The sequence below is a fragment of the Streptomyces cavernae genome, from assembly GCF_004023625.1.
Classification (GTDB): Bacteria; Actinomycetota; Actinomycetes; order Streptomycetales; family Streptomycetaceae; genus Streptomyces; species Streptomyces cavernae.
In genome coordinates this window covers 105,721-128,648 of sequence record NZ_RPDJ01000026.1, presented here as the reverse complement: position 1 = coordinate 128,648, position 22,928 = coordinate 105,721, and the positions used below count along the sequence as shown (strand labels likewise).

Sequence of the window (22,928 nt, the reverse complement as noted above, 5' to 3'; positions counted from 1 at the left end):
CAGGTCCGCTTGCGGGATGACGACTCAGAGCCAGTCCCGCCGCTTGAAGATCACGTACAAGGTGGTGCAGACGATCCCCATCAGGCCGATGGCGAAGGGATACCCGAACGTCCAGCTCAACTCCGGCATGTGCTTGAAGTTCATGCCGTAGATCGTCCCGACCAGCGTCGGAGCAAACAAAATAGCCGCCCATGACGAGATCTTCTTGATCTCCTCGTTCTGCTCGAACCCCGCCTCCGCCAGCGCCCGCATCTCCGCGTTCTGCTGCTGGGTGACCAGGGTCGCGTTCACCGTGAGGATGTCCGTCAGGGCGGAGCGGAAGGAGTCCACGCGTTCGCTGGTGTGGGTGACGTGGTCGGCGACGTCGCGGAGGTAGCGCTGGAGTTCCTCGTCGGTGCCGTACTTCGCGAAGCCCGCCATCAGGCCGTGCAGCATGCCGACGAGGGGGCGGGTGGCGCGCTGGAACTCGACCATTTCACGAGAGAGTTCGTAGATGCGGCGGGAGACCTCGGGGTCGCCGCGGAAGACTTCCGTCTCGATCTCGTCTATGTCGTTCTGGACGCCGGCGACCACCGGGGCGTAGCCGTCCACCACCGCGTCCAGGATCGCGTAGAGGACCGCTTCCGGGCCCAGCCTCAGCAGGTCGGGGCTTTGCTCCATGCGTTGGCGGACCGCGGACAGGTCGGGGGCGGCGCCGTGACGGACCGTGATCACGAAGTCCGGGCCCACGAAGACGTGCAGCTCCCCGAAGTCGACCTCCTCCGGCGCGTCCAGATAGCGCGCGGCGCGCAGTACGACGAAGAGCGTGTCGTCGTAGCGTTCCAGCTTCGGGCGCTGGTGGGCCTCCAGGGCGTCCTCGACGGCCAGCGGGTGGAGATCGAACTCCCCTGCCAGGTTCAGCAGTTCCGCCTCGGGTGGGCGGGCCAGACCGATCCAGGCCATACCGTCGTCCTGCTTGCGCAGTTCGCGGAACGTCTCCGCGAGGGAGCCGGGTGTCGCCACCCGCACTCCGTCCCGGTACAGCGCCGCCTGCACGATCGAGGCCGGTTCGCCGGAGTGCGGGGGAGGCGGGGGCTGCTCCCTCGTCGGAGGTGCCGGGGGCGACGCGGGCGGGGTAGAGGTGCGACGCCAGACGGATCGCCTGGTGCTCTTCGAGGCCGGTCGGACGCGTCGCTCGGACATCGCGGCTGCCTCCCGTGTCCAACGATCGGATCATCTCCCTGACCCGGGGAAGGATATAGGGGCCAAATGGCGTCAGCGTCCGGTCGGAGCCGGAAGAACCCGACCGAACTTGCGGACAGATTTCAGGACAGAAACTGTCCTCAAGTCTCGCTACCGTGCGGAGCATGCCGAACAAGTGGAGTAAGCGGAACGCATGTGACGAGGGGAGCGGGCGATCATGACGAAGGTGACTTCAGTGCTCCGTGCCCGTGAGCTGAACCGGGCCACCCTCGACCGGCAGCTCCTGCTGCGCCGGTCGGACCTGTCCGCGAAGGACGCCGTCGCCCATCTCCTCGGTCTCCAGGCACAGAACGTCAAGCCTCCTTACTACGCGCTCGCTGCCCGCCTCGACGGCTTCGTGCCGGAGGACCTCTCACGGCTGATGGCCGACCGGGAGGTCGTTCGCATCGTCACCCTGCGCTCGACCATCCACACCCACACCGCCGACGACTGCCTCACCCTGCGCCCGCTGGTGCAGGCCGCCCGCGACCGCGAACTCAGCACCTTCCGCAAGGGCCTCGCAGGCGTCGACCTGGACCGGCTCGCCGCTGTCGCCCGCGAGTTGGTCGAGGCGGAGCCGCGCACCATGAAGCAACTGCGCGAGGCACTGCTCGTGGAGTGGCCGAACGCCGATCCGCAGGCCCTGGCGATCGCCGCCCGCTGCAAGCTGCCCCTCGTCCAGGTCACCCCGCGCGGGCTGTGGGGCCGGAGCGGCCAGGTCGAGCTCACGACCGCCGAGCACTGGCTCGGCCGGCCCGCCGAGCCGGTCCCCGCCCCGGACGCCACCGTGCTGCGCTACCTCGCCGCCTTCGGGCCCGCGTCCGTGAAGGACATGCAGATCTGGTCCGGTCTCACCCGGCTGCGCCCGGCCTTCGAACGACTGCGGCCGCAACTCGTCACCTTCCACGACGAGAACGGCGTCGAGCTCTTCGACCTCCCCGACGCACCGCGCCCCGCCGCCGACACCCCGGCCCCGCCCCGCTTCCTGCCCGAGTTCGACAATCTGCTGCTCTCGCACGCCGACCGTTCGCGGGTGGTGCCCACCGAGTACAAGGGCCGCTCCTGGAGCGGCAATCAGGCCTACCGGACCTTCCTCGTCGACGGATTCCTCGCCGGGGTGTGGCAGGTGGAGGGAGGTGTGCTCACCCTCGAACCCTTCGGGGTGCTCACCAGGGCCCAGCGTGGTGAACTGGCCGACGAGGGTGAGCGGTTGCTGCGGATCATGGCGGACGTGACCTCGTACGACATCCGCTTCGGGAGCGTCGTGCGTGCCTGAGGCCGGCTGCCGTGCACACCCCGCGCGCCGGAAACACACATGGACCGGAAACACACATGGAAAGGGGGCGGCGCGGGCGCTTGTGGCAGCCCGTGCCGCCCCCTGTCTGTGGGGGGTGATCAGGTGGGGATCACGGTGTGGGGGGCACCCTGTGGATCAGGGCGGGGATCAGGGTGGGGGGCAAGGGAGGGGGCAGGGGAGGGCAGGTCGTCGGTCAGGAGTTGACCTGCGTCGTCACCAGGCTGGAGAAGGTGGTGAGCCGGGTGTAGACGCCGGGGTAGCCGGCCGTCGCGCAGCCCTCGCCCCAGGACGTGATGCCGGCCAGGACACCACCGATCAGCAGCGGGCCGCCGCTGTCGCCCTGGCAGGTGTCCACGCCGCCCGAGGTGTAGCCGGCGCAGACCATGTCGCCGGCGACGAAGTTCGAGCCGTACGAGCTCGCGCAGCTGGAGTTGGACACGATCGGTACGGTCGCGGTACGCAGCTGGTTGGAGGAGCTGCCGCCCGCGGACGTGGTGCCCCAGCCCAGGATGCGGGCGGTGGTGCCGGCCGCGTACACGCCGGTCTGCGAGGACGTCACGTACGAGGCCGTGGTGTAGGGCATGGACGTGGAGAGGGTGAGCACGGCCACGTCGTCGCCGTTGGTGGCATCGGTGTAGCTGGGGTGGATCCAGATCCTGCTCACTCTGCTGACGGTGCCGTTGGTGCCGTTGCGATACGTACGGCCACCCACGACCCGCACGCTGGAGGTGGTCTCGCCGACCATGCAGTGGGCGGCCGTGACCACCTTGGTGGGCGAGACCAGCGTGCCGCCGCAGAACTGGTTCTGCGAGGCGTCGGTGATCTGCATGATGAACGGGTACGCGGTGGTCGTGGTCGTGGTGCCGCCGACGATCGGGGCCGGCGCGGCGGCGGCGGACGGGGCTGCCACCAGCGCGGTCGCGGCGGCGGCAGCGGTCGCCGCACAGAGCGCGGCGGTCTTCTTGGCACGGCTGAGCAGGGACATGGGTCTCCTCAGGGTTGCCGGTGGGGGTGCGCGAGATGGGGGTGTCCGCGCGTGCGGCACGGCCTGGGCCGACGTCTTCGTCGACGACCGTGGGGGGAAGCGCACCGTCGTGCATGAGGTGCGTGTACATGACACTACGAGCGCACCGTCACCGGCTCAACCAGGGAACCCCCTACGGGAGTCGGGACAGGGAAAACCCTCGGTCGCGACACTCCCCGTGCCCGGTCACCGGTCCCTTTGCCCCGCCGTCAACCGTACGATGTCGACGCGCGACCTGATCCCCAGCTTGCGGTAGACCCGGGTGAGCGTGGCCTCCACGGTCTTGACGCTGATGAACAGCCGTGCGGCGATCTCCCGGTTGGTGGCGCCCTCCATCACCAGTTCCGCGACCTGGCGCTCCATCACGGCGAGCGAAGCCAGCGCATCCAGTGGGTTCCGTTCGACGGGCGCGGGTTCCGCCGGGACCGCCGCCCGCTCCAGCATGACCTGGGTGTCCGCCTCCAACTGCCCGATCCACGGTCGGGCCTGACACCTCCTCAGCAGTCGCGCGGAATCGTCGTAGGCCGCCCGGGCCGCCGCCGGGCCGAGGCGTTCCGCGCGCAGCCGGGCCAGACAGAACGCCGCCCGAGCGGCCTCGAGTCCGTACCCCAGTTTGCCGAGTTGAGCCTGAGCCGACGTCAACTGCGCTTCCGCCTCGTCGTGTTGGCCGCGCGCCGCGAGCACCAGCGCCTCCGCCCGCTCCAGTACGCCGAGCACGCTCTCCCGGCCGAGCCGCACCGCCCGCTCCCGGGCCAGGTCGATGACGTCCTGGGCCTCCGCCAGTTCGCCGACGCGCACCAGCGCCTCCGCCAGATCCCCGTGCCACCGGCCGCGCGCCGGGTCGGAGATGCCGAGACCGCCCTCCAACTCCCGTACGCGACGCAGTGCCCGTACCGCGGCGGCGCCGTCGCCCGCGACCAGATGGGCGTGGCCGAGCGCGCCCAGCGCACGCGAGAGGTACATCAGGTCCCCCTCCTCCTCCGCGTGCCGGGCCGCGTCACCGGCCAGCGCGAGCGCCCGGTCGACATCACCGCCCGCTGCTTCGGCGAGCGAGGTGAACATCGCGGTGGCGGCCTCCCCGATGCCCGTGTCACGGGCGAGCAGCAGGCTCTCCTGCGCCAGGTCCAGGGCGCGTCCGCAGTGTCCGGCGCGCAGTTCCGTCTCGGCGAGCCCGCGCAGATAGTGCACCTCGCTCTCGGCCATGCCCCGGCGGCGCACCTCGCGCAGCAGCCCCGTGACCGTGGTGCGGGCCTCCGCGAGCTGGTCGCTCATGATCTGCCAGCGGAAGCGGGCGTACTGGGCACCGTTGTGGTCGCAGGAGACGCGTTCGTCCTGCGGTTCGCGCAGCGCGCGCTCGATGGTCGACGGGGCGTCGGGGTGGCCCATCAGGGTCTCCGTCTGGGCCTGCAGAGCGAGCGCGAGGAGTTCGGTGCGCCGGTCGGCGGCCTCGGCGGCGAGCCGCGCGGCGCGGGCCGCCTCCTCCCGGCCCTTGGCCATCTCGCCCTCCACCAGCAGGGCGCGCCAGGCGAGTTGGTAGTGCACCAGGGCGAGCAGCCGGGGGTCGTCGCCGGCGTCCGCGAGGGCCTGTGGGAAGACCGCGTCGACCTCGGACATCGCCTGCCCGGCCGCGTCGATCACCACCATCCAGGCGCGCACCCGCTCCGCGGGCTCGGTGGCCCGGCCGAGCACCTCGCGCGCCACGTCCCGGGCGAGATCGGTCTCTCCGGCGGTGAGCGCGTCCTCGGCCGCCTGCAGCCGCCGCTCCTCGGGACCGGCGTCCGGCGGGGTGTGCCGGGCGGCGAGCAGCCCCAGCTCGGCGGCGGTGGACGGGGCACCGCGGTCCCGGGCGAGCGCCGCGGCCCCGGCCAGCCGGGCGGCCACCTCCGGATCGGTGCCGGTGGTGGCGAGGGCCAGGTGGCGGGCACGCTCGATGGGGTCGGAGGCGGTGGTGGACAGCGCGGCGTGCGCGGCCCGCCGCTCCGCCGCGCTTGCCTCCGCGTACAGGGCGGCCGAGATGAGCGGGTGCGCGAACCGTACGCCCGGCGCTTCCGTGGCCAGCAGCCCCAGCGACGCCGCGTGCGCGGTCTCCGCCTCGGCGTTCTCCCGGCCCGCCGCGCGCAGCAGCGCCAGGGTGGGGCGGGCGCCCGCGCTGGCCACCAGCAGGGTCCGGCGGGCCTCGGCGGACAGCTGGTCGAGGCGGCTGAGGACCAGGGCACGCAGCGACGTCGGCACCGGGAGGGGATCGCCGGGGCTCGGCGGGGTGGGGCTCTCGGCGAGCGCACGGCCGAGCTCGATGGCGAACAGGGGGTTGCCGCCGCTGGTGCGGTGGATGTCGCGGACCGTGGAACGGGGCAGGTCCCGGTAGCCGCGGCGGGCGAGCAGTTCGGCGACCTGGGCGCGGGAGAGCGGGGTCATCCGCACGGGGAGGGTGTCCGGCGCTGACGCGCGTAGATACGGCTCATGGTCATGCGCCTCGGTGCGTACCGCGCACAACATCCGCACCGGCATCTCGCCGAGGCGCCGGGCGGCGAAGCCGATCAGTTCGGTGCTGGCGGTGTCCAGCCACTGGAGGTCGTCGGCGACGAGCAGGACGGGGCCCTTGGCGGCGAGGGCGCGCAGGACCGAGAGCACGGCGAGACGCAGGGCGAGGCCGTCGCGTTGCAGGGACGACTCACCACGGCCGGTGAGGGCGGATTCCAGCGCCGTGCGCTGGGGTGCGGGCAGCTGGTCGGAGACTTCGGACACGACCAGGCCGAGGAGGTCGGCCAGGGCGAGGAACGGCAGATGCGACTCGGACTCGGTGGCGGAACACCGCAGAACCGTCCGGGCGGCGGCGGCGTATTCCGCGGCCAGGGCCCGCAGCACGGTCGACTTTCCAATTCCGGCGGGCCCGTGCAAGAGGACGCTGCCGCCTCGGGAGAGCTGGCGCCTGGCCGTGGTGACCAGCTCCTCCCGCCCGATGACCAGCTCGGACCGCTCTCTCACAGGCTCCTCGAAGTCCCGTCCCACGGTCACCGGCCCTTTCGTGTCGTGTTCGGGACAATATTAGGCAGAAAAGCCTTGGGAAACGGGGAGTTGGTGAGTGAGCGTAATAACAAGAAGGCTGTATACGGAATTTCTGTGGGATGGTGAATGAATACGGGCTGATGGCGGTGATGGGCCGGTGAGGGCTGACTGGGGCCGTCATGCTCGGTGAACACGGGCACCAGCATTGGTGGCACGGGATGGAGGCGCAGCCGTTCGACGCTGACCTGCACTCGCGGTGATGTGCTTCCGGCCGGGCAGAGCTATCCGCCGATCACGCTGAACGTCGACGTCTCCTGCGATGCCTCCGGTCGCGTCACCAACACCGCGACCGTCACCGGAGGCGGCGACAGTGCCACCCACACGGCTACCGACCCCACCACCGTCAACGGCAGTGACCGCTGCCACCCCGCGAGCCTCGGCGAAGTCATCGCGAAGAAGGGCCGAACGTGCGTCAGGCGCCCACCACTCGCTCGAAGGTGGTCGGCAGCCTCCGAGCCCACCAGAAAGTCTGGATCAAGTGCAAGGCTGTGGGACAGAAGGTCCAGGGGAACAACGTCCGGTACAACCTTGACCAGCGGCCGTACGGCTGGGGTCTCCGCCCGCTACGTGAAGGTCTTCGGCCCCGTCCGGCGATGCAATGGCTGACTCCCGAAGAGACCGGTACTCGCGGGTCCCTTGGGCCAGTGGGAGCGCGTTGACCGTGTGGCCTGGTGCACACCACGGAGCTCTCAGGGCAGCAGCCCCGCTCTGCGGGCCGCCACGACCGCCTCCAGGCGGGTGTGCGCGTCCAGTTTGCGCATCGCTTCACGCAGGTACGCCTTCACCGTCTCGGGGCGTAGCCCGAGGCGGTGGGCGGTGGCCGCGTTGGTCGCCCCGGAGGCCACGCAGCTGAGGACGTCCAGCTCGCGCGGGGTCAGCCGGACGGCGGCGGGAGCGCCGGGGTCGGCCGCCAACCGGGCGCAGACCGCGGCCAGTTCGGCCCGTACCACCGGATCGACGACACGTGGAGCCAGTGCCCGAAGCGCGGTGTGCGCCTCGCGCACGCGCTCCCACGCGGCGCCCACGTCGCCCTCCCCGAGGCCGCGCACCGGCTCCCGGGCCGCCTCCAGCAGATCGTTCGCCGCGTCCCGTACGACCAGGGCCTGCTCCACGTCCCGCGCCGCGTCGACCGCCGCCGTCAGGGTCCGGTCGCCGAGCGGCTGGGCGGTGCGCAGGGCTCCGTACAGCACCCCGCGGACCCGGCGCCGTACGACGACCGGCACGGCGAGCACGGACCGCAGCCCCTCCGCCGCCACCGCCGCGTCGTACTCGTGGCTGATGTGCCGCGAGGACGAATAGTCGGTGACCGCGAACGGCCGCGCGAGCGCGGCCGTCTTGCCGCCCAGCCCGTTCCCTGCGGACACGGAGAGCGAGGCGAGCGCGGTCGTCGACGTGCCGTTCAGCTCACTGATGCGGAGCGTCTGCCGCCGCGGCTCGACCAGCCCGCCGAAGGCCACCGGCAGCCCGGTGGCACGCCGCAGCCGTACCAGCGCAGCACGCATCTCCACCGCATCGGATCCGTCCGCAGCCACGCGCCCGTCCCTTCCCGCGACACCCCCGTCCGGGGGTGGTGACGCTTCTACCGAGAGTTTCACGATGGGAGTCGGCCACGGCAATGGTGGCGCACCCCGAGGAGGACTGATGACGACGGCGACAGATCGCTTCCGCAGCGCGCGCGACTTCCTGCTGGAGCATCGCGAGGACTACGTCACGGCCTACGAGGGCTTCGTCTGGCCGCGTCCGGAGCACTTCAACTGGGCCCTGGACTGGTTCGACGTCATCGCCCAGGGCAACGACAGGGCGGCGCTGCACCTCGTCGAGGAGGACGTGACCGGAGCCCGGCTCTCCTTCGCGGAGATGTCGGAGCGTTCCTCCCGTGTGGCCAACTGGCTGCGCGCGGAGGGCGTGCGCCCCGGGGACCGGATCCTCGTCATGCTCGGCAACCAGGTCGAGCTGTGGGAGACCGCGCTCGCGGCGATGAAGCTGCGCGCGGTCGTCATCCCGTCGACGCCGCTGCTCGGCCCCGCCGACCTGCGCGACCGCGTCGGACGCGGCGAGGTACGGCATGTCGTCGCCCGCGCCGAGACCACCGTCAAGTTCGCCGAGGTGCCCGGTGAGTACACCCGGATCGCCGTCGGCGCGAACGTCCCCGGATGGCTCTCGTACGAGGACGCCCTCGCCTCCTCCGCGCAGTTCGCGCCCGACGGGCCCACCCGGGCGGACGACCCGCTCCTGCTGTACTTCACCTCGGGCACCACCGCCCGGCCCAAACTGGTCGAGCACACCCACGTCTCGTACCCGATCGGCCACCTCGCGACCATGTACTGGATCGGGCTCAGGCCCGGCGACGTGCACCTCAACATCTCCTCGCCCGGCTGGGCCAAGCACGCCTGGTCCAACCTCTTCGCGCCCTGGAACGCCGAGGCCACCGTCTTCCTGCACAACTACACCCGCTTCGACGCCACCCGGCTCATGGACGAGATGGGCCGTGCCGGCGTCACCACCTTCTGCGCCCCGCCGACCGTGTGGCGCATGCTCATCCAGTCCGACCTCGGCCGGCTCAGCACACCCCCGCGCGAGGCCGTCGCCGCCGGCGAACCACTCAATCCGGAGGTCATCGAGCAGGTCCGGCGCGCCTGGGGCGTCACCATCCGGGACGGCTTCGGACAGACCGAGACCGCCGTCCAGGTGTCCAACAGCCCCGGCCAGCGGCTGAAGACCGGCTCGATGGGACGGCCGAGCCCCGGCTTCCGGGTCGAGCTGCTCGACCCGGTGACGGGCGCGCCCGGCGCCCAGGAGGGCGAGATCGCACTGGACCTCGCCGAGCGCCCGGTGGGCCTGATGACCGGCTACCACGGCGATCCCGAGCGCACCGCCGAGGCGATGGCCGGCGGCTACTACCGCACCGGAGACATCGGCGCCCGCGACGCCGACGGATACATCACCTATGTGGGCCGCGCCGACGACGTCTTCAAGGCGTCCGACTACAAGATCTCACCCTTCGAGCTGGAGAGCGCGCTGCTCGAACACGAGGCGGTGGCCGAGGCGGCCGTCGTGCCCGCGCCCGACGAACTGCGGCTCGCCGTGCCCAAGGCGTACGTCGTGCTCGCCGAAGGGTACGAGCCGGGAAACGACACCGCGAAGCTGCTCTTCGAGCACTCGCGCACCGTCCTCGCCCCCTACAAGCGCATCCGGCGCCTGGAGTTCGCCGACCTGCCCAAGACGGTGTCCGGCAAGATCCGCCGGATCGAACTGCGCGAGGCCACGGCGGCGGGCTCCGAGAACGAGTACCGCGAGGAGGACTTCCGGTGACCTCGGTGGAACCTTCAACGGCGCTCTCGTACAGCCACGGGACGAGTGCCACGCCGCTGCTCGCTGACACCATCGGGGTCAACCTCGACCGAGCCATTGCCGCATTCCCGTCACGGGAAGCGCTGGTGGACGTGCCGTCGGGGCGCCGCTGGACCTACGCGGAGTTCGGCGCGGCCGTCGACGAGGTGGCGCTCGGGCTGCTCGCCAAGGGAGTCATCAAGGGCGATCGCGTCGGCATCTGGGCGGTCAACTGCCCCGAGTGGGTGCTCGTCCAGTACGCCACCGCCCGCATCGGCGCGATCATGGTCAACATCAACCCCGCCTACCGCGCGCACGAGTTGGAGTACGTGCTGAAACAGGCCGGTGTCTCGGTCCTGATCGCGTCCCTCGCGCACAAGAGCAGCGATTACCGGTCCCTGGTCAACCAAGTGCGCGAGAAGTGCCCTCAGTTGCGCGAGACCGTCTACATCGGCGACCCGAGCTGGGGCGCCCTGACGGCGGGCGCGGCCTCGTTGCCGTACGAGCGACTGACGGCCGCGCAGTCCGAGTTGAGCTGTGACGACCCGGTCAACATCCAGTACACCTCGGGCACCACCGGCTTCCCGAAGGGTGCCACGCTCTCGCACCACAACATCCTCAACAACGGCTACTGGGTGGGCCGCACGATCGGCTACGGCGAGCACGACCGGGTGTGCCTGCCCGTGCCCTTCTACCACTGCTTCGGCATGGTGATGGGCAATCTGGGCGCCACCTCGCACGGTGCCTGCATCGTCATCCCGGCGCCGTCCTTCGATCCCGTCGCCACCCTGCGCGCGGTGGAACAGGAGCGCTGCACCTCGCTGTACGGCGTTCCCACCATGTTCATCGCCGAGCTCGGCCTGCCCGATTTCGCGTCCTACGACCTCTCCTCGCTCCGCACGGGGATCATGGCGGGCTCGCCCTGCCCGGTCGAGGTGATGAAGCGGGTGGTGGCCGAGATGCACATGACTGAGGTGTCCATCTGCTACGGCATGACCGAGACCTCACCGGTGTCGCTGCAAACTCGGCGCGACGACGACATCGAGCACCGTACGGGCACGGTCGGCCGGGTGCTGCCGCACATCGAGGTGAAGGTCGTCGACCCGGTGAGCGGGGTGACCCATCCGCGCGGCACGCCGGGTGAGTTGTGCACCCGCGGGTACGGGGTGATGCTCGGCTACTGGGACGAGCCGGAGAGGACCGCCGAGGCCGTCGACCCGGGGCGATGGATGCACACCGGGGATCTGGCCGTCATGCAGGAGGACGGTTACGTCCGGATCGTCGGACGCATCAAGGACATGATCATCCGGGGTGGGGAGAACATCTACCCGCGCGAGATCGAGGAGTTCCTGTACGCGCACCCGAAGATCTGGGACGTCCAGGTGGTCGGGGTACCGCACGAGCGGTACGGCGAGGAGGTGCTGGCCTGCGTCATCCCCCGCGACCACCTCGACCCGCCAAGCCTGGAGGAACTCCGGGCCTTCTGCGACGGTCAGCTGGCGCACTACAAGATCCCGAGCAGGCTGCAGATCCTCGAGACCTTCCCGATGACGGTGTCAGGGAAGGTGCGCAAGGTCGAACTGAGGGAAAAGTACGCCTAGTGCCGCAACAGGCAACGTTCGCCCCGTCGCGACGCCCGGGACGCCCTCTCACCGCACCGGCCGAACGCCCAAGTACGTCCAGTACGAGGACTTGCGGCCGGCACTCCCCCAAGCTCTTCGAACAGGGGGTACCCCCCAGAGGACGGACGCCGCTCCTTGACGGGCAAACGTTGCCTGCCGCGGCACTAGTTGTTGGGCGGTGCGGGGTCGGCTCGGGTGTGCCCGAGCTCCCGGCGCATGCACACCCGCGGCCGGCGGTCGAGGCCGTGCTCGGCCTCCGTGGCGCGGATCTTCCGCAGCCCCGGGGTGAGTTCGGACTCGTCGAGGACCCGGAAGCCGATGCGTTCGTAGTACGGCGCGTTCCACGGGACCTCGCGGAAGGTGGTCAGCGTCAGACCGGCCAGGCCCCCGTCGCGTGCGTGGTCGGCGACGTATGCGATCAGGGCCCGGCCGACACCCCGGCGGGCCGCGCTCCGGTGCACCGACACCTGCTCGATGTGGAAGGAGCCGTCCACCGGTTCACCGATCAGGTACCCGACGACGGGGATGCCGTCCTCCGTGCCCTCGGCCACCCAGCAGCGGCCCGCGCTCCGGTAGCGCTCCAGCACGTCGACGCCGGGCGGTTCGTCGTCGGCGATCTCCGGCATGCCGAGGGCCCGGAAGGGTTCGCCCGCGGAGCGTTCGATGTCCTGGAGCCGGGGGAGATCAGCGGCGACGGCCTGCCGGATGCGCATGCTCAGGCTCCGGTGGCGACGAGTTCGTCGGCCGGGCTGTTGACCGGTTGCGGAGTGCCCGTCAGATCGAGGACGAACAGGGGGATGCGCAGACCGTCGGCGCGGGAGCGGGCCCCGTCGTCGTAGCCGGCGAGCGAGAAGTACACACAACGCGCCGACTCCGTCATGGCGGTCAGCCACAGACACTCGATGTCGCGCAGCGACGCCGGGTTCACCGAGGGGTCCACCTGCGCGAGTATGCCGCGTGCCGCGAGCCCGACGCCGTTGGGGGGCCGCTGGTCGGCTCTGCGGATGTCCTTGTAGCCGAGCCAGCGCAGGTACAGCGCGGCGGCGGTCACCGCGTCGCGGGCGGTGCGGATGGTGATGGGCTGGAACGCGGGCCGGGGCGAGCGAGGTGCCGGTACGTGCGCCGGGAAGTACGGGGGCCCGCCGGGGCGGGGCGCGCGCCGGGCGACGCCCGGAGCCGGCCGGCCCACGCCCGGCCGGTCGTCACCCTTGCGCCGGCCCCCGCCGTCCAGCCCCGGAGGTGTGTCACCGGATCCGCGCAGGACGCCGCCGTCCCGGCGCGCGGATGTGCCGAATGTGTCGCCGCTCGGGCCGGGGGGTGTGTCGCCGCTCGGGCCGGGCGGGGCGGTGTCGGCAGGCCGCGAGAGCTGGGAGTCGGCCGGCAGCGAGGGTGGGTCGGCCGGGGGGTTCGTGCCGGCCTCACTCGCGTCGGGGTGTGTGTCGGCGGGCGGTGTGCCGGCGGTGGATGCCGTGGGCGCGGTGTCGTCCCGGCCGTCGGCCCCGGCCTCCGCGCCGTTTCCTGTGCCACCGGCCTCGTCTTCCGCGCTCGCGGCCAGGTCCTCCGTGTCACCGGCCTTGTGCCCCGCGTCACCGGTGGAGTTGTGCGTGCCGCCGGTTCCGAAGCGCGGGCCCTGTGTGGGGATGAGCCCCCTGCGCCAGGCCCGCAGGCCGGTCGGGTCGTCACCCAGGGCGTCGCCCGGACCTCGGTCGAACGTCGGGACCCGTAGCACCGTTCCGCAGGGGCATCCCAACTCCGGTGCCGGCCACTGGTCTTCGCGACCGCAGGCACCGCAGCGCACGGTGATCCACTCCTCGTCCCACGTCATCTCCGTGACCGGAAACGGGGCCGCCCGGCGGTCGAGTGCCGGTGACACCGGGGCGCCGCAGGCGCACGGATACGACGGTGCCGCGTACAGATGCTCGCGACGACACGCCGGACACCGCACCGGGACGCTTTCGGCCATGGGCCACTCCTGGGGTTCGCCGTGGAACACGCGCTCCCATCGTCCATCAGTGAGCCCCCTCCTGACAGCGAAACGGCCGCTCTTGACGGCCCGTGAGGCCCCACCTACATTGCTTCCAGATAGTAGAAAAACTTTTCCGTAATACGGAATAACGCGCCACAATCCGCAAGCGCGTGGAGCAGCAGGGAACAGCAGTGCAGGGAAGCGCCGGAAAAGCAGCCGAGGCAGGAGTCCCCGATGGCACGTATGACCGCCGCCCGTGCGGCAGTGGAGATCCTCAAACGTGAGGGTGTCACCAACGCGTTCGGTGTCCCGGGTGCGGCGATCAACCCCTTCTACGCGGCCCTCGAAGCCTCCGGCGGCATCAGGCACACCCTCGCCCGTCATGTCGAGGGCGCCTCGCACATGGCCGAGGGCTACACCCGGGCGTGCCCCGGCAACATCGGTGTCTGCGTCGGTACCTCCGGTCCCGCCGGCACCGACATGATCACCGGGCTGTACTCGGCGACCGGCGACTCGATCCCGATCCTGTGCATCACGGGCCAGGCCCCGACCGGCGTGCTCCACAAGGAGGACTTCCAGGCCGTCGACATCGCCTCCATCGCCCGGCCGGTGACGAAGATGGCCGTCACGGTCCTGGAGGCGGCCCAGGTTCCCGGATTCGTCCAGCAGGCCTTCCACCTCATGCGCTCCGGCCGCCCCGGCCCGGTCCTCATCGACCTGCCCCTCGACGTCCAGCTCACCGAGATCGAGTTCGACCCGGAGACGTACGAACCGCTGCCCGTCTACAAGCCGGCCGCGACCCGCGCCCAGATCGAGAAGGCCATGGCCCTCCTCAACGCCGCCGAGCGACCGCTGATCGTCGCCGGCGGCGGCGTCATCAACGCGGACGCCTGCGAACTCCTCGTGGAGTTCGCGGAACTGACGGGCACTCCGGTGGTACCGACCCTGATGGGCTGGGGCGTCCTGCCCGACGACCACGAGCTCAACGCCGGCATGGTGGGCCTGCAGACCTCGCACCGCCACGGAAACGCCACCTTCCTGGAGTCCGACTTCGTCCTCGGCATCGGCAACCGCTGGGCCAACCGGCACACCGGGAAACTCGACGTCTACACGGCGGGCCGTACCTTCGTGCACGTGGACATCGAGCCCACCCAGATCGGCAGGATCTTCGCCCCCGACTACGGGATCGCCTCCGACGCGAAAGCCGCGCTGGAACTCTTCGTCGACGTGGCACGGGAGTTGAAGGCGGCGGCCGCACTGCCGGACCGCGGGGCGTGGGCCGCCGCCGCACAGGAGAGGCGGGCGCGACTGCAGCGCCGTACTCACTTCGACGACATCCCCATCAAACCGCAGCGGGTCTACGAGGAGATGAACAAGGTCTTCGGTCCCGAGACACGCTATGTCTCCACCATCGGCCTCTCGCAGATCGCAGGTGCGCAGATGCTGCATGTGTACCGCCCGCGCCACTGGATCAACTGCGGCCAGGCGGGCCCGCTGGGCTGGACCATCCCGGCGGCCCTCGGTGTCGCCACGGCCGACCCGGAGGGCTCGGTGGTCGCGCTCTCCGGGGACTACGACTTCCAGTTCCTGATCGAGGAACTCGCCGTCGGAGCCCAGCACCGGATCCCCTATGTGCACGTGCTGGTGAACAACTCCTACCTGGGCCTGATCCGCCAGGCGCAGCGCGCCTTCGGTATCGACTTCCAGGTCAATCTGGAGTTCGAGAACATCAACTCGCCCGAACTCGGCGTCTACGGCGTGGACCACGTCAAGGTCGCCGAGGGCCTCGGCTGCAAGGCGATCCGGGTCACCGATCCCGCCGAACTCGGTGCCGCCTTCGAACAGGCCAGGAAACTCGCCGCCCGGCACCGCGTCCCGGTCGTCGTCGAGGCGATCCTCGAACGGGTCACCAACATCTCCATGTCGACGACCAACGACATTGGCGCGGTCGTGGAGTTCGAGGAGATCGCCACGGAGCCCGGCCATGCGCCGACGTCGATCAGGAAGCTCGAGGTCTGACATCCCGGCGGGGCCCGCCGCCCCCGTGCCGGCGGGCCCCCCGGTGTTCCAAGAATGTGCCCTGCCGCCGGGGCGGTTGAAGCCCCCCGGCCCGGGTTCAGAGCTTCCTTTGAGGGTTCCGTAGGCGGGCTACGCCCGGCGGCGTACACAGTGCGCCCAGCGGTTCCGGCCGCGGTTCAGCCCGTCAGAGGTGGTGGCCGTTCCGCCCGAGGGTCTCGACGGGGGTCGCGCCGGGGAGGGTCCACTGCGGCACGGGGCGGCCGGCCGGGCCCCGGTCGGTGGTCCAGGAGTCCGCCGGGTATCGGTAGGTTCGGATATTCGAGACTGCGGAATAGCCCCTTTCCCAGAGCCGCTGAGGACGTCTGGGCGCTCTCAAAGCGGTGATCGTCCGCGTGTAGGCGACTGCTAGTCTGTCTTCGGCTTCGGTGTGGGTGTGGACGTGCCGTTGTTGCAATTGAGTTGAGCGTCGATCTGTGCCGCGGTCATGGGGCCGTAATCGGTCCAGTACTGCCCAGGCTTCAGCTTCGCCGTGGATATTGTGCGCAGGGTGAAGACACCATCGCGCCCGTGACCCGACGGATCCAGGTACCCCACCACCAGGTTCCGTGGGACGGCGGACTTGGCCGGTTCAGGGGCGCGGCGCTCAAATCCGTCGCCGGACCAGAGCTTCACGACTCCCCTCCTGGTCGCCGGTGTCGTGGGGTTGGAGGCCCACCACACGATCTGCGGATAGTTACTGGTGTCGTCGGAGTCCGTGACCTCCACGCGCCGGATCACGTCGGTGGAGCAGAGAGGGAACTTGATGACAATCGTCTCCCCTTCGACTCTGGCACCGGGCACGACGGGCTTGTCCGGGGCGGACATGCTGTAGACGCCGTACACCCACAGGCCGATCGCGGCGAGAGCACCTACGGCGATCAAGATGCCGAGAGTGACGACCAGTTCGACCCTGCGGTGCCCTGGCCTGCGGGTCGCGTCGGTCAGCACGGGTAGTCTCCGTCCTTCCAGTTGGCACGCCGCTCCCACTTGTTGCGGCAAGCGTTGGTTCCGGCCCTCAGGTACATGTATCCGAACCGGAAGCCGTACCGCTTCCACTGGCTTCTGTGGCGTTTCTCGTGCCGCATGAGCGCGGCGTCGGGATTCCTCTTCGGTGTGAAGAAGGTGGTCCCGAGTGTGGCTCCACCCCTGGAATGGAGACCGATGCCGCCGGAGCAGACGCGCATACCGTAGCTGTACCTGCATCGGTAGCCCAGATAGCGGCTGCCGACGTAAGCGAGGCCGACTCCGACGATCCGCGCTTGCCGGCGGGAGCAGAGGAAGGCCACCCGGACGGGGAATACGGGCCGTGGTGGCATGCGCAGTGGATCCCCATCGGCCGTGATCTGGCGGACGAGGTCGTTGGCGTAGTAGGCGTTCTGAGCGCCGCCGGCCTGTGCGGTGGTACGGCCGAAGGCGTCGTAGACAGTACCGGGGGCGATGAGCCGGTCGGCGCTGTCGTAGGTGGAGTTGACCGTGTTGGTGGTGGGTGTGCCTCCGTCGACGTCGTCGATGGTGGTGGTCAGGGCCGTGCGGTTGGTGTTGTCGTCGAAGGCGTAGTCACGGCGGGTGGTGACGCCGGCTTGGGAGTCGTCCACCTTGGTCAGGCGGCCTGCCGCGTCGTAGGTGTACTCCTGGTAGGCGCCGCCTCCGGTGTACGTGGTGCGCGAGATTGGGCATCCCACATCACCGGCGACGGCAGGACCCCCGCGGTCTTGCCCTTCGCGTCGGTGAAGGTGACCGACCCGTCCTCGTGCGCCTTCGCAATCAGCCCCTCGGCCTTCAGGCTGTAGGCGACCTGGCCGTTGGCATCGACAGCGGAACGATCTTTGAGCTCGAGTAACTGCTCATAGCCGGTCCGCGTGGACTCGATCAGCAGGTCGGTCGCCGGCAGCACATCCTTGTACCGGGCGACAGTGTCCTCGGCACCCTCAACCGTGGGCGTAGGCAGCGCGCCGTACCAGCCGAGCTGCATCTGCCGGCCCGCACGATCCTCCATGGTCACCAGCGGCACCGGCGCCGACGCGCTCGGCGCACCGGCCGCCTTCAGGCCCCTCGGAGCAGCATGCCTGCCCGCCAGAGTCAGCCCGTGAGGATGCCCCTTGGCCCTGATCGACCCGTCCTCGGCCTGGGTCAGCGAAGCATCGACATCCTGCCACGAACCGTCATCACCCTTGAAACGGACCGGACCGGCATACGCCTCCTCCGTGACCGTGCCATCGGCATTCACGTAGGTCGTCGAGGTCTCCGTGCGAGCGTCGGTGGCCTCGATCCGGCGGTTCTGGATTTTCGCCTTCAACCGGGCAGCCGCAACGGAAGCCGCTGTGGCGGGTCCAAGTTCCTTGGGCGCTTTGCCGGGTGCGCTCGCCTTCTTTGCGGGCACATCCTGCGGCAGAGCGACAGCCTGGCCCGTGGACTCCACGACCACGGCAGCCTCGAGGGCCATCAGCAGCGTCAGCGCCGCAGCGACCGGGCGCAACCGGCGCATGGAAGAGAGTGGTAACTGAGGCTGCTCAGAGCCAGCGGCCTTGTGCCGCGCGGAATCTTGGGCTTGAAGTGACGATGGAGCCTGCTCGCCGCGAGTGCGCCGATCAGACCACCACCGCTGTAGATGCCGAGCATCATCCCGATGGTGGTGGATGTGGCGCCTTGGTGCTGGGCGAGGACGACCAGGATCAATACGAGGGCCTGGAAGACCAGGTTGCTGACGGCGATCAACAGGATCGCTGCGCGGATGAGGGGGTGGCGTCAGACCCAGCGCAAACCTGCGGTGGTCGCCTGCCACAGCGGTTCCGATGGAGGCTTCGTCTGGTTCTGCAGGTCGCTTCGGATGAACAGCAGCCCGTGTCGAGGGGCGGCGGCAGCCTCAGCGGGGTCCTGTTGAGGCGGAGGGCAACGCCGTTCTCATCGTGAATGACGTGTTCTGTGGTCAAGCGGCAGCTCCTCGCCGGGTACTGGCCATAGGCGCCATCACCGCCCACGGCCTGATCGACATGACCACCGAGAAGGGCCGATGAGCCGCCGGCAACTCACAACCGGGTGCCGGAGAGCCGCTCGACCGAGCGCAGCAGCGCGGAGTGGTCGAGCCCGCCGTCGCCCTGCGCGCGCAGTGAGGCGATCAGCTGGGACACCACGGCGCCGACCGGCAGCGCGGCGCCCACACCGCGGGCCGCGTCGGTGACGATGCCCATGTCCTTGTGGTGCAGATCGATGCGGAAGCCCGGCGCGAAGTCCCGGTTCAGGAAGTTGTCCTTCTTGCGGGTCAGCACCGTGGAGCCGGCGAGACCGCCGTTCAGGACGTCGAGTGCGGCGCTCAGGTCGACCCCCGACCGCTCCAGGAAGACCACGGCCTCCGCGCAGGCCTGGAGGTTCACGGCCACGATCAGCTGGTTGGCGGCCTTCACCGTCTGCCCCGCGCCGTGCGGCCCGCACCGCACGACGGTCCTGCCGAGTACGTCGAAGACCGGCCGCGCGGCGTCGAAGTCGGACTGTTCACCGCCGACCATGATGGACAGCACGGCCTCCACGGCACCGGCCTCACCACCGGAGACCGGGGCGTCCAGCACCCGGATGCCCCTGCCCGCCGCGGCCCTCGCCAGGTCCACGGAGGTCTGCGGGGTGATCGAGGACATGTCGATCAGAAGGGCACCGGACCGGGCGTTCTCCAGGATCCCGTCCGGCCCGTAGCAGACGGCCTCGACCTGCGGGGACGCGGGCACCATCGTGATCACCACATCGGCGTCGCGCACCGCCTCCGCGACCGACCGCGCGGGTGTGCCCCCGGCCGCCGCCAGCCGGTCCAGCTTCTCCGGTTCGAGGGTGTACCCGGTGACGTCGTAACCCGCCTTGACGAGGTTCTCGGACATCGGGGAGCCCATGATGCCCAGGCCTATCCACGCGATCCTGGGGAGCCCGCTGTTCGTCGTGGTGTCGCTCATCGATGTGCTGCTTGTCGCGGTGCTGCCTGTCGTGGTGTCGCTCATGGGGGCCCCGCTTGCCGGGGTGCCGCTTGCCGGGTTGTCGCTCATCGGGTTGTCGCTCACGAGGATGCCTCTCCAACCACTCGGCTCTGTCGGTGAGTTGCCGCTCAGCGAGCGGCGCGGGCCGCCCGGGGCAGCCAGTCGAACGCCTCCGAGCTCGGCCGGTCGCCGGGCTTGTACTCCAGGCCGATCCAGCCCTCGTAGCCCGCCTTGCCCAACCGGTCCAGGAGTTCTTCGAGGGGCAGCGAACCGGTGCCGGGCGCGCCCCGGCCGGGGTTGTCGGCGATCTGCACATGACCGGTCCTGTCCACGTAGGAGGCGATCACCTGCGGCAGGTCCTCGCCGTTCATGGACAGGTGGTAGAGGTCCATCAGGAACCGCGCGTTGCCCAGCCCGGTGGCCGCGTTGACCTTGTCGACGACCGCCACGGCGGCCGGGGCCGACACCAGCGGGCAGTGGGGCGACTCCACCCGGTTGAGTGCCTCGATCAGCAGTACGGCGCCGATCCGGTCGGCCGCCCGTGCGGCGAGCACGAGATTCTCCAGCGCCAGCGCGTCCTGTTCGGCCGGGTCGACGCCGTCGACGCGGTTGCCGTAGAGCGCGTTGAGCGCCGTGCAGCCCAGCGACTCGGCGAAGCCGGCCGCCACGTCGATGTTGGACCGGAACCTCTCCGACTCGTCGCCGGGGACCGACAGGGCTCCCCGGTCCGGCCCCGGCAACCGCCCCGCGTAGAAGTTGAGGCCGGTCAGCCGTACGCCGGCGTCCTCGATCGCCTTCCCGAGCGCGGTGAGTTCGGACCGCTCGGGGGCGGGGGTGTCCACCCAGGGCCACCATAGTTCGACCGCGGTGAACCCCGCCGCGGCGGCGGCAGCGGGGCGCTGAAGGAGAGGGAGTTCCGTGAAGAGGATCGACAGGTTGACGTCGAAGCGCTGGTCCGCGAAACCCATGAGTCAGGCGCTCCCTTCCATATTCCGCATCTCGGAAAATAGCTTTTACTTTATGGAAGACTGCCGCCGAGCGGATGCGCTGTCAAGGTCTCCGGTGGTGGTGCCCGGTCGCGAGGTCGACAATGGTCACCTGCCGCATGTGGGGGTGCCGGGGAGTAGTGAGGAGACGGCATGACCCGCTGTGTCGTGGCCGGGATCGACGGCTCCCGGGAGAGTCTCCTCGCGGCTGAGTGGGCCGCGCGGGAGGCGGTTCTGCGGGGCGTTCCCCTGCGGCTGGTGCACGCCGTGCCGGCCGCCGCGCACGCCGCGGACACCGCCGAACCGTCCGCCGCCCACGCTGCCGAACCGTCCGCCGCCCACGCTGCCGAACCGTCCGCCGCCCACGCTGCCGAACCGTCCGCCGCCCACGCCGCCCACGCCGCCCACGCCGCGCACGCCGCCGAACCGCCCGCCGCCTTCCCCTGGAGACCGCGGGGCGAGGACGTGCTGCGCCGTGCCGCGGCCGACATCGCCCTACGGCACCCCGAGGCCGGCGCTACGACCGCGGAGCCGGTCGCCGACTCCCCGGCGGTCGTGTTGCTGAACGCTTCCGACACGGCCGAACTCCTCGTCCTCGGGGCGCGAGGCGCAGGCGGTTTCGACGGTCTCGTGGTGGGCTCGACCGCACTGGCGACGGCGGACGCCGCGTCCTGCCCGGTCGTGATCGTGCCCCGTGGGCGGGGTTCCGGGCACGGTGAAGGGCCGCGTTCCGAACGCGGGGCCGCGAGGGCCGGCGCGGGGGATGTGGTCCTCGGCGTCGAGGTGCGCGGCGTGGCGGAGCCGGCGGCGGACTTCGCCTTCGGTGCGGCCCGGCTGCACGGCGCCCGACTGCGTGCCGTGTACGCGTGGGCGCTCTCGCTCGACTCTCCGTGGGCCCCGCTCGGCGTGCCCGAGGAGGACCGGGCGACCTGGGAGGACGAGGAGGTCCAGCGGTTGTCGGACGTGCTGGACGTCTGGCGGGAGAAGTGTCCGGAGGTGCCCGTGCTGCCGGACGTCGTCCTGCTCCACCCGGCCTACGCCCTGGTCAACGCCTCGCGACAGGCCGGTCTGCTGGTGCTGGGCCGCCGCTCCGGGCTGCGGACGGCCGAGCGGCGGCTGGGGCCCGTGGCGCACGCGGTGCTGCACCACGCGCTCTGCCCGGTCGCGGTCGTCCCCCACACTTGAGGACCGCCTGCCTCAGGTGACCCGTGAGGGGTTCCGCCCGAGTACGCCCGTGAGGGGTCCCGCCCCAGGTAATCCGTGAGGGGACTCGCCTCACCACTCCCGTGACGGGTCCCGCCTCAGTCCCCCCGTGAGTGGACCCGCCTCACCCGCCCACCTGAGGACCAACCCGCCTCAGGTGCCGAAGAACACCCCGAACTCCGCGTACAGCTCCGGCGGGACCCGCTTGATCCCCCTGGTCGCGTCGTCGAGGGGAACGCGCACGATCTGCGTTCCACGCAGGGCCGTCATCGTGCCGAAAGCGCCGTCCCGGACCGCGTCCACGGCGTGCAGACCGAAGCGGGTGGCGAGCCAGCGGTCGTAGGCGCTCGGTGTGCCGCCACGCTGGATGTGGCCGAGCACGGTCGTGCGCGCGTCCTTCCTGGTACGGCCCTCGATCTCACGGGCCAGCCAGTCGCCGATGCCGGAGAGGCGTACATGACCGAACTGGTCCCGTGACTCGTCCTTGAGCACCATCTGACCGGCCTTGGGGACGGCGCCCTCCGCCACCACCACGATGGGGGCGTAGTTGATCTCGAAGCGTTTCTCCACCCAGGCGCACACCTCGTCGAGGTCGAACTCGAGTTCCGGGATGAGGATGGCGTTCGCGCCGCCGGAGATGCCGGCGTGCAGTGCGATCCAGCCCGAGTGGCGTCCCATCACCTCGACGACGAGGGTGCGCTTGTGGGACTCCGCGGTGGTGTGCAGGCGGTCGATCGCGTCGGTCGCGATGCCGACGGCGGTGTCGAAGCCGAAGGTGTAGTCGGTGCCGCCGACGTCGTTGTCGATGGTCTTGGGCACACCGACCAGGTCGACCCCGGCTTCGGTGAGCGCGGTCGCGACGCCGAGGGTGTCCTCGCCGCCGATGACGACGAGGGCGTCGATCCGGTGCGCGTCGAGGGTGTCCTTGATGCGGTCGATGCCGTGGTCCAGGCGCAGCGGGTTGGTTCGGGAGGAGCCGAGGATCGTCCCACCCAGCGGCAGGATCCCGCGCACGGACCGGACGTCGAGGGCCATGGTCATGTCCTTGACCGCGCCGGCCCACCCGTCCAGGATCCCGGTGAACTCCCAGGCGTACTCCTGCACGCCCTTGCGCACGACGCTGCGGATCACCGCGTTGAGGCCGGGGCAGTCGCCGCCTCCGGTCAGTACTCCCACCCGCATGGCATCTCTCCTCGCCC

At 70.5% G+C, this 22,928-nt stretch carries 17 protein-coding genes and 2 pseudogenes; 5 read left to right on the top strand and 14 right to left on the bottom strand.

Annotated elements, in window-relative coordinates; all coding sequences use genetic code 11:
- Window positions 1-24: 24 nt before the first annotated feature.
- Window positions 25-1,182 carry a magnesium and cobalt transport protein CorA gene (locus tag EF387_RS31220; RefSeq protein WP_128379994.1) on the bottom strand — a complete coding sequence of 386 codons (1,158 nt, stop codon included), beginning with the start codon at window positions 1,180-1,182 and terminating at the stop codon, window positions 25-27.
- Between the two features lie 217 nt (window positions 1,183-1,399).
- On the opposite strand from EF387_RS31220, the gene EF387_RS31215 reads away from it, so the two are divergent.
- The gene (locus EF387_RS31215; RefSeq protein ID WP_128379993.1) at window positions 1,400-2,497 is read left to right on the top strand and encodes a winged helix DNA-binding domain-containing protein; all 1,098 of its coding nucleotides are present in this window, start codon (window positions 1,400-1,402) and stop codon (window positions 2,495-2,497) included.
- Window positions 2,498-2,711: 214 nt separating this feature from the next.
- On the opposite strand, the gene EF387_RS31210 is transcribed toward EF387_RS31215, so the two are convergent.
- From EF387_RS31210 to EF387_RS31200, 3 genes are all read right to left on the bottom strand, one after another.
- On the bottom strand, window positions 2,712-3,503 hold the full coding sequence (locus EF387_RS31210; RefSeq protein ID WP_128379992.1) for a S1 family peptidase: 792 nt from the start codon (window positions 3,501-3,503) through the stop codon (window positions 2,712-2,714).
- A 225-nt stretch (window positions 3,504-3,728) separates the two neighbouring features.
- The gene (locus EF387_RS31205; RefSeq protein ID WP_420802647.1) at window positions 3,729-6,557 is read right to left on the bottom strand and encodes a helix-turn-helix transcriptional regulator; all 2,829 of its coding nucleotides are present in this window, start codon (window positions 6,555-6,557) and stop codon (window positions 3,729-3,731) included.
- Window positions 6,558-7,297: 740 nt separating this feature from the next.
- Window positions 7,298-8,140, bottom strand: a complete 843-nt coding sequence (locus tag EF387_RS31200) for a response regulator transcription factor (RefSeq protein WP_128379991.1) — start codon at window positions 8,138-8,140, stop codon at window positions 7,298-7,300.
- Between the two features lie 109 nt (window positions 8,141-8,249).
- Between EF387_RS31200 and EF387_RS31195 the strand changes: the two genes are divergently transcribed.
- Window positions 8,250-9,920: an AMP-binding protein gene (locus tag EF387_RS31195; RefSeq protein ID WP_128379990.1), complete on the top strand. Its 1,671-nt coding sequence runs from the start codon at window positions 8,250-8,252 to the stop codon at window positions 9,918-9,920.
- A 5-nt stretch (window positions 9,921-9,925) separates the two neighbouring features.
- The gene (locus EF387_RS31190; RefSeq protein WP_238431815.1) at window positions 9,926-11,539 is read left to right on the top strand and encodes an AMP-binding protein; all 1,614 of its coding nucleotides are present in this window, start codon (window positions 9,926-9,928) and stop codon (window positions 11,537-11,539) included.
- A 185-nt stretch (window positions 11,540-11,724) separates the two neighbouring features.
- Here the strand turns inward: EF387_RS31190 and EF387_RS31185 are convergent, their stop codons facing one another.
- The 3 genes and pseudogenes from EF387_RS31185 to EF387_RS31175 form a co-directional block, all read right to left on the bottom strand.
- Window positions 11,725-12,273, bottom strand: a complete 549-nt coding sequence (locus tag EF387_RS31185) for a GNAT family N-acetyltransferase (protein WP_128380074.1) — start codon at window positions 12,271-12,273, stop codon at window positions 11,725-11,727.
- A 2-nt stretch (window positions 12,274-12,275) separates the two neighbouring features.
- Window positions 12,276-12,671: pseudogene (locus EF387_RS31180) on the bottom strand (hypothetical protein); the annotation flags it as partial.
- A 594-nt stretch (window positions 12,672-13,265) separates the two neighbouring features.
- Window positions 13,266-13,523, bottom strand: a pseudogene (locus EF387_RS31175) (hypothetical protein); the annotation flags it as partial.
- A 237-nt stretch (window positions 13,524-13,760) separates the two neighbouring features.
- Here EF387_RS31175 and gcl point away from each other — a divergent pair.
- Complete coding sequence (gene gcl / locus EF387_RS31170) at window positions 13,761-15,545, top strand: glyoxylate carboligase (protein ID WP_128379988.1); 1,785 nt, start codon at window positions 13,761-13,763, stop codon at window positions 15,543-15,545.
- Window positions 15,546-15,950: 405 nt separating this feature from the next.
- Here gcl and EF387_RS31160 read toward each other — a convergent pair whose 3' ends face one another.
- The 6 genes from EF387_RS31160 to EF387_RS31130 form a co-directional block, all read right to left on the bottom strand.
- Window positions 15,951-16,532 (bottom strand): hypothetical protein, encoded by a 582-nt coding sequence (locus EF387_RS31160; protein WP_238431806.1) that lies wholly within the window; start codon window positions 16,530-16,532, stop codon window positions 15,951-15,953.
- The gene (locus EF387_RS31155) at window positions 16,526-17,179 is read right to left on the bottom strand and encodes a hypothetical protein (RefSeq protein ID WP_128379986.1); all 654 of its coding nucleotides are present in this window, start codon (window positions 17,177-17,179) and stop codon (window positions 16,526-16,528) included. Before EF387_RS31155 ends, EF387_RS31160 begins: the two co-directional genes overlap by 7 nt.
- A 5-nt stretch (window positions 17,180-17,184) precedes the next feature.
- Window positions 17,185-18,069 (bottom strand): hypothetical protein, encoded by an 885-nt coding sequence (locus EF387_RS31150; protein WP_238431805.1) that lies wholly within the window; start codon window positions 18,067-18,069, stop codon window positions 17,185-17,187.
- Complete coding sequence (locus tag EF387_RS31145; protein WP_128379985.1) at window positions 18,036-18,299, bottom strand: hypothetical protein; 264 nt, start codon at window positions 18,297-18,299, stop codon at window positions 18,036-18,038. Before EF387_RS31145 ends, EF387_RS31150 begins: the two co-directional genes overlap by 34 nt.
- 311 nt (window positions 18,300-18,610) lie before the next feature.
- A complete protein-coding gene (locus EF387_RS31135) occupies window positions 18,611-19,519 on the bottom strand; it encodes a 2-hydroxy-3-oxopropionate reductase (protein ID WP_128379983.1) in 909 nt (302 codons plus the stop codon).
- 149 nt (window positions 19,520-19,668) lie between these two features.
- Window positions 19,669-20,508, bottom strand: a complete 840-nt coding sequence (locus EF387_RS31130) for a TIM barrel protein (RefSeq protein ID WP_128379982.1) — start codon at window positions 20,506-20,508, stop codon at window positions 19,669-19,671.
- Window positions 20,509-20,679: 171 nt separating this feature from the next.
- Here EF387_RS31130 and EF387_RS31125 point away from each other — a divergent pair, with 171 nt between their 5' ends.
- Entirely contained in the window at window positions 20,680-21,711 is a 1,032-nt protein-coding gene (locus tag EF387_RS31125; RefSeq protein WP_128379981.1) for a universal stress protein, read from the top strand.
- Window positions 21,712-21,882: 171 nt separating this feature from the next.
- On the opposite strand, the gene EF387_RS31120 is transcribed toward EF387_RS31125, so the two are convergent.
- A complete protein-coding gene (locus tag EF387_RS31120) occupies window positions 21,883-22,911 on the bottom strand; it encodes a 6-phosphofructokinase (protein ID WP_128379980.1) in 1,029 nt (342 codons plus the stop codon).
- Between the last annotated feature and the right edge of the window lie 17 nt (window positions 22,912-22,928).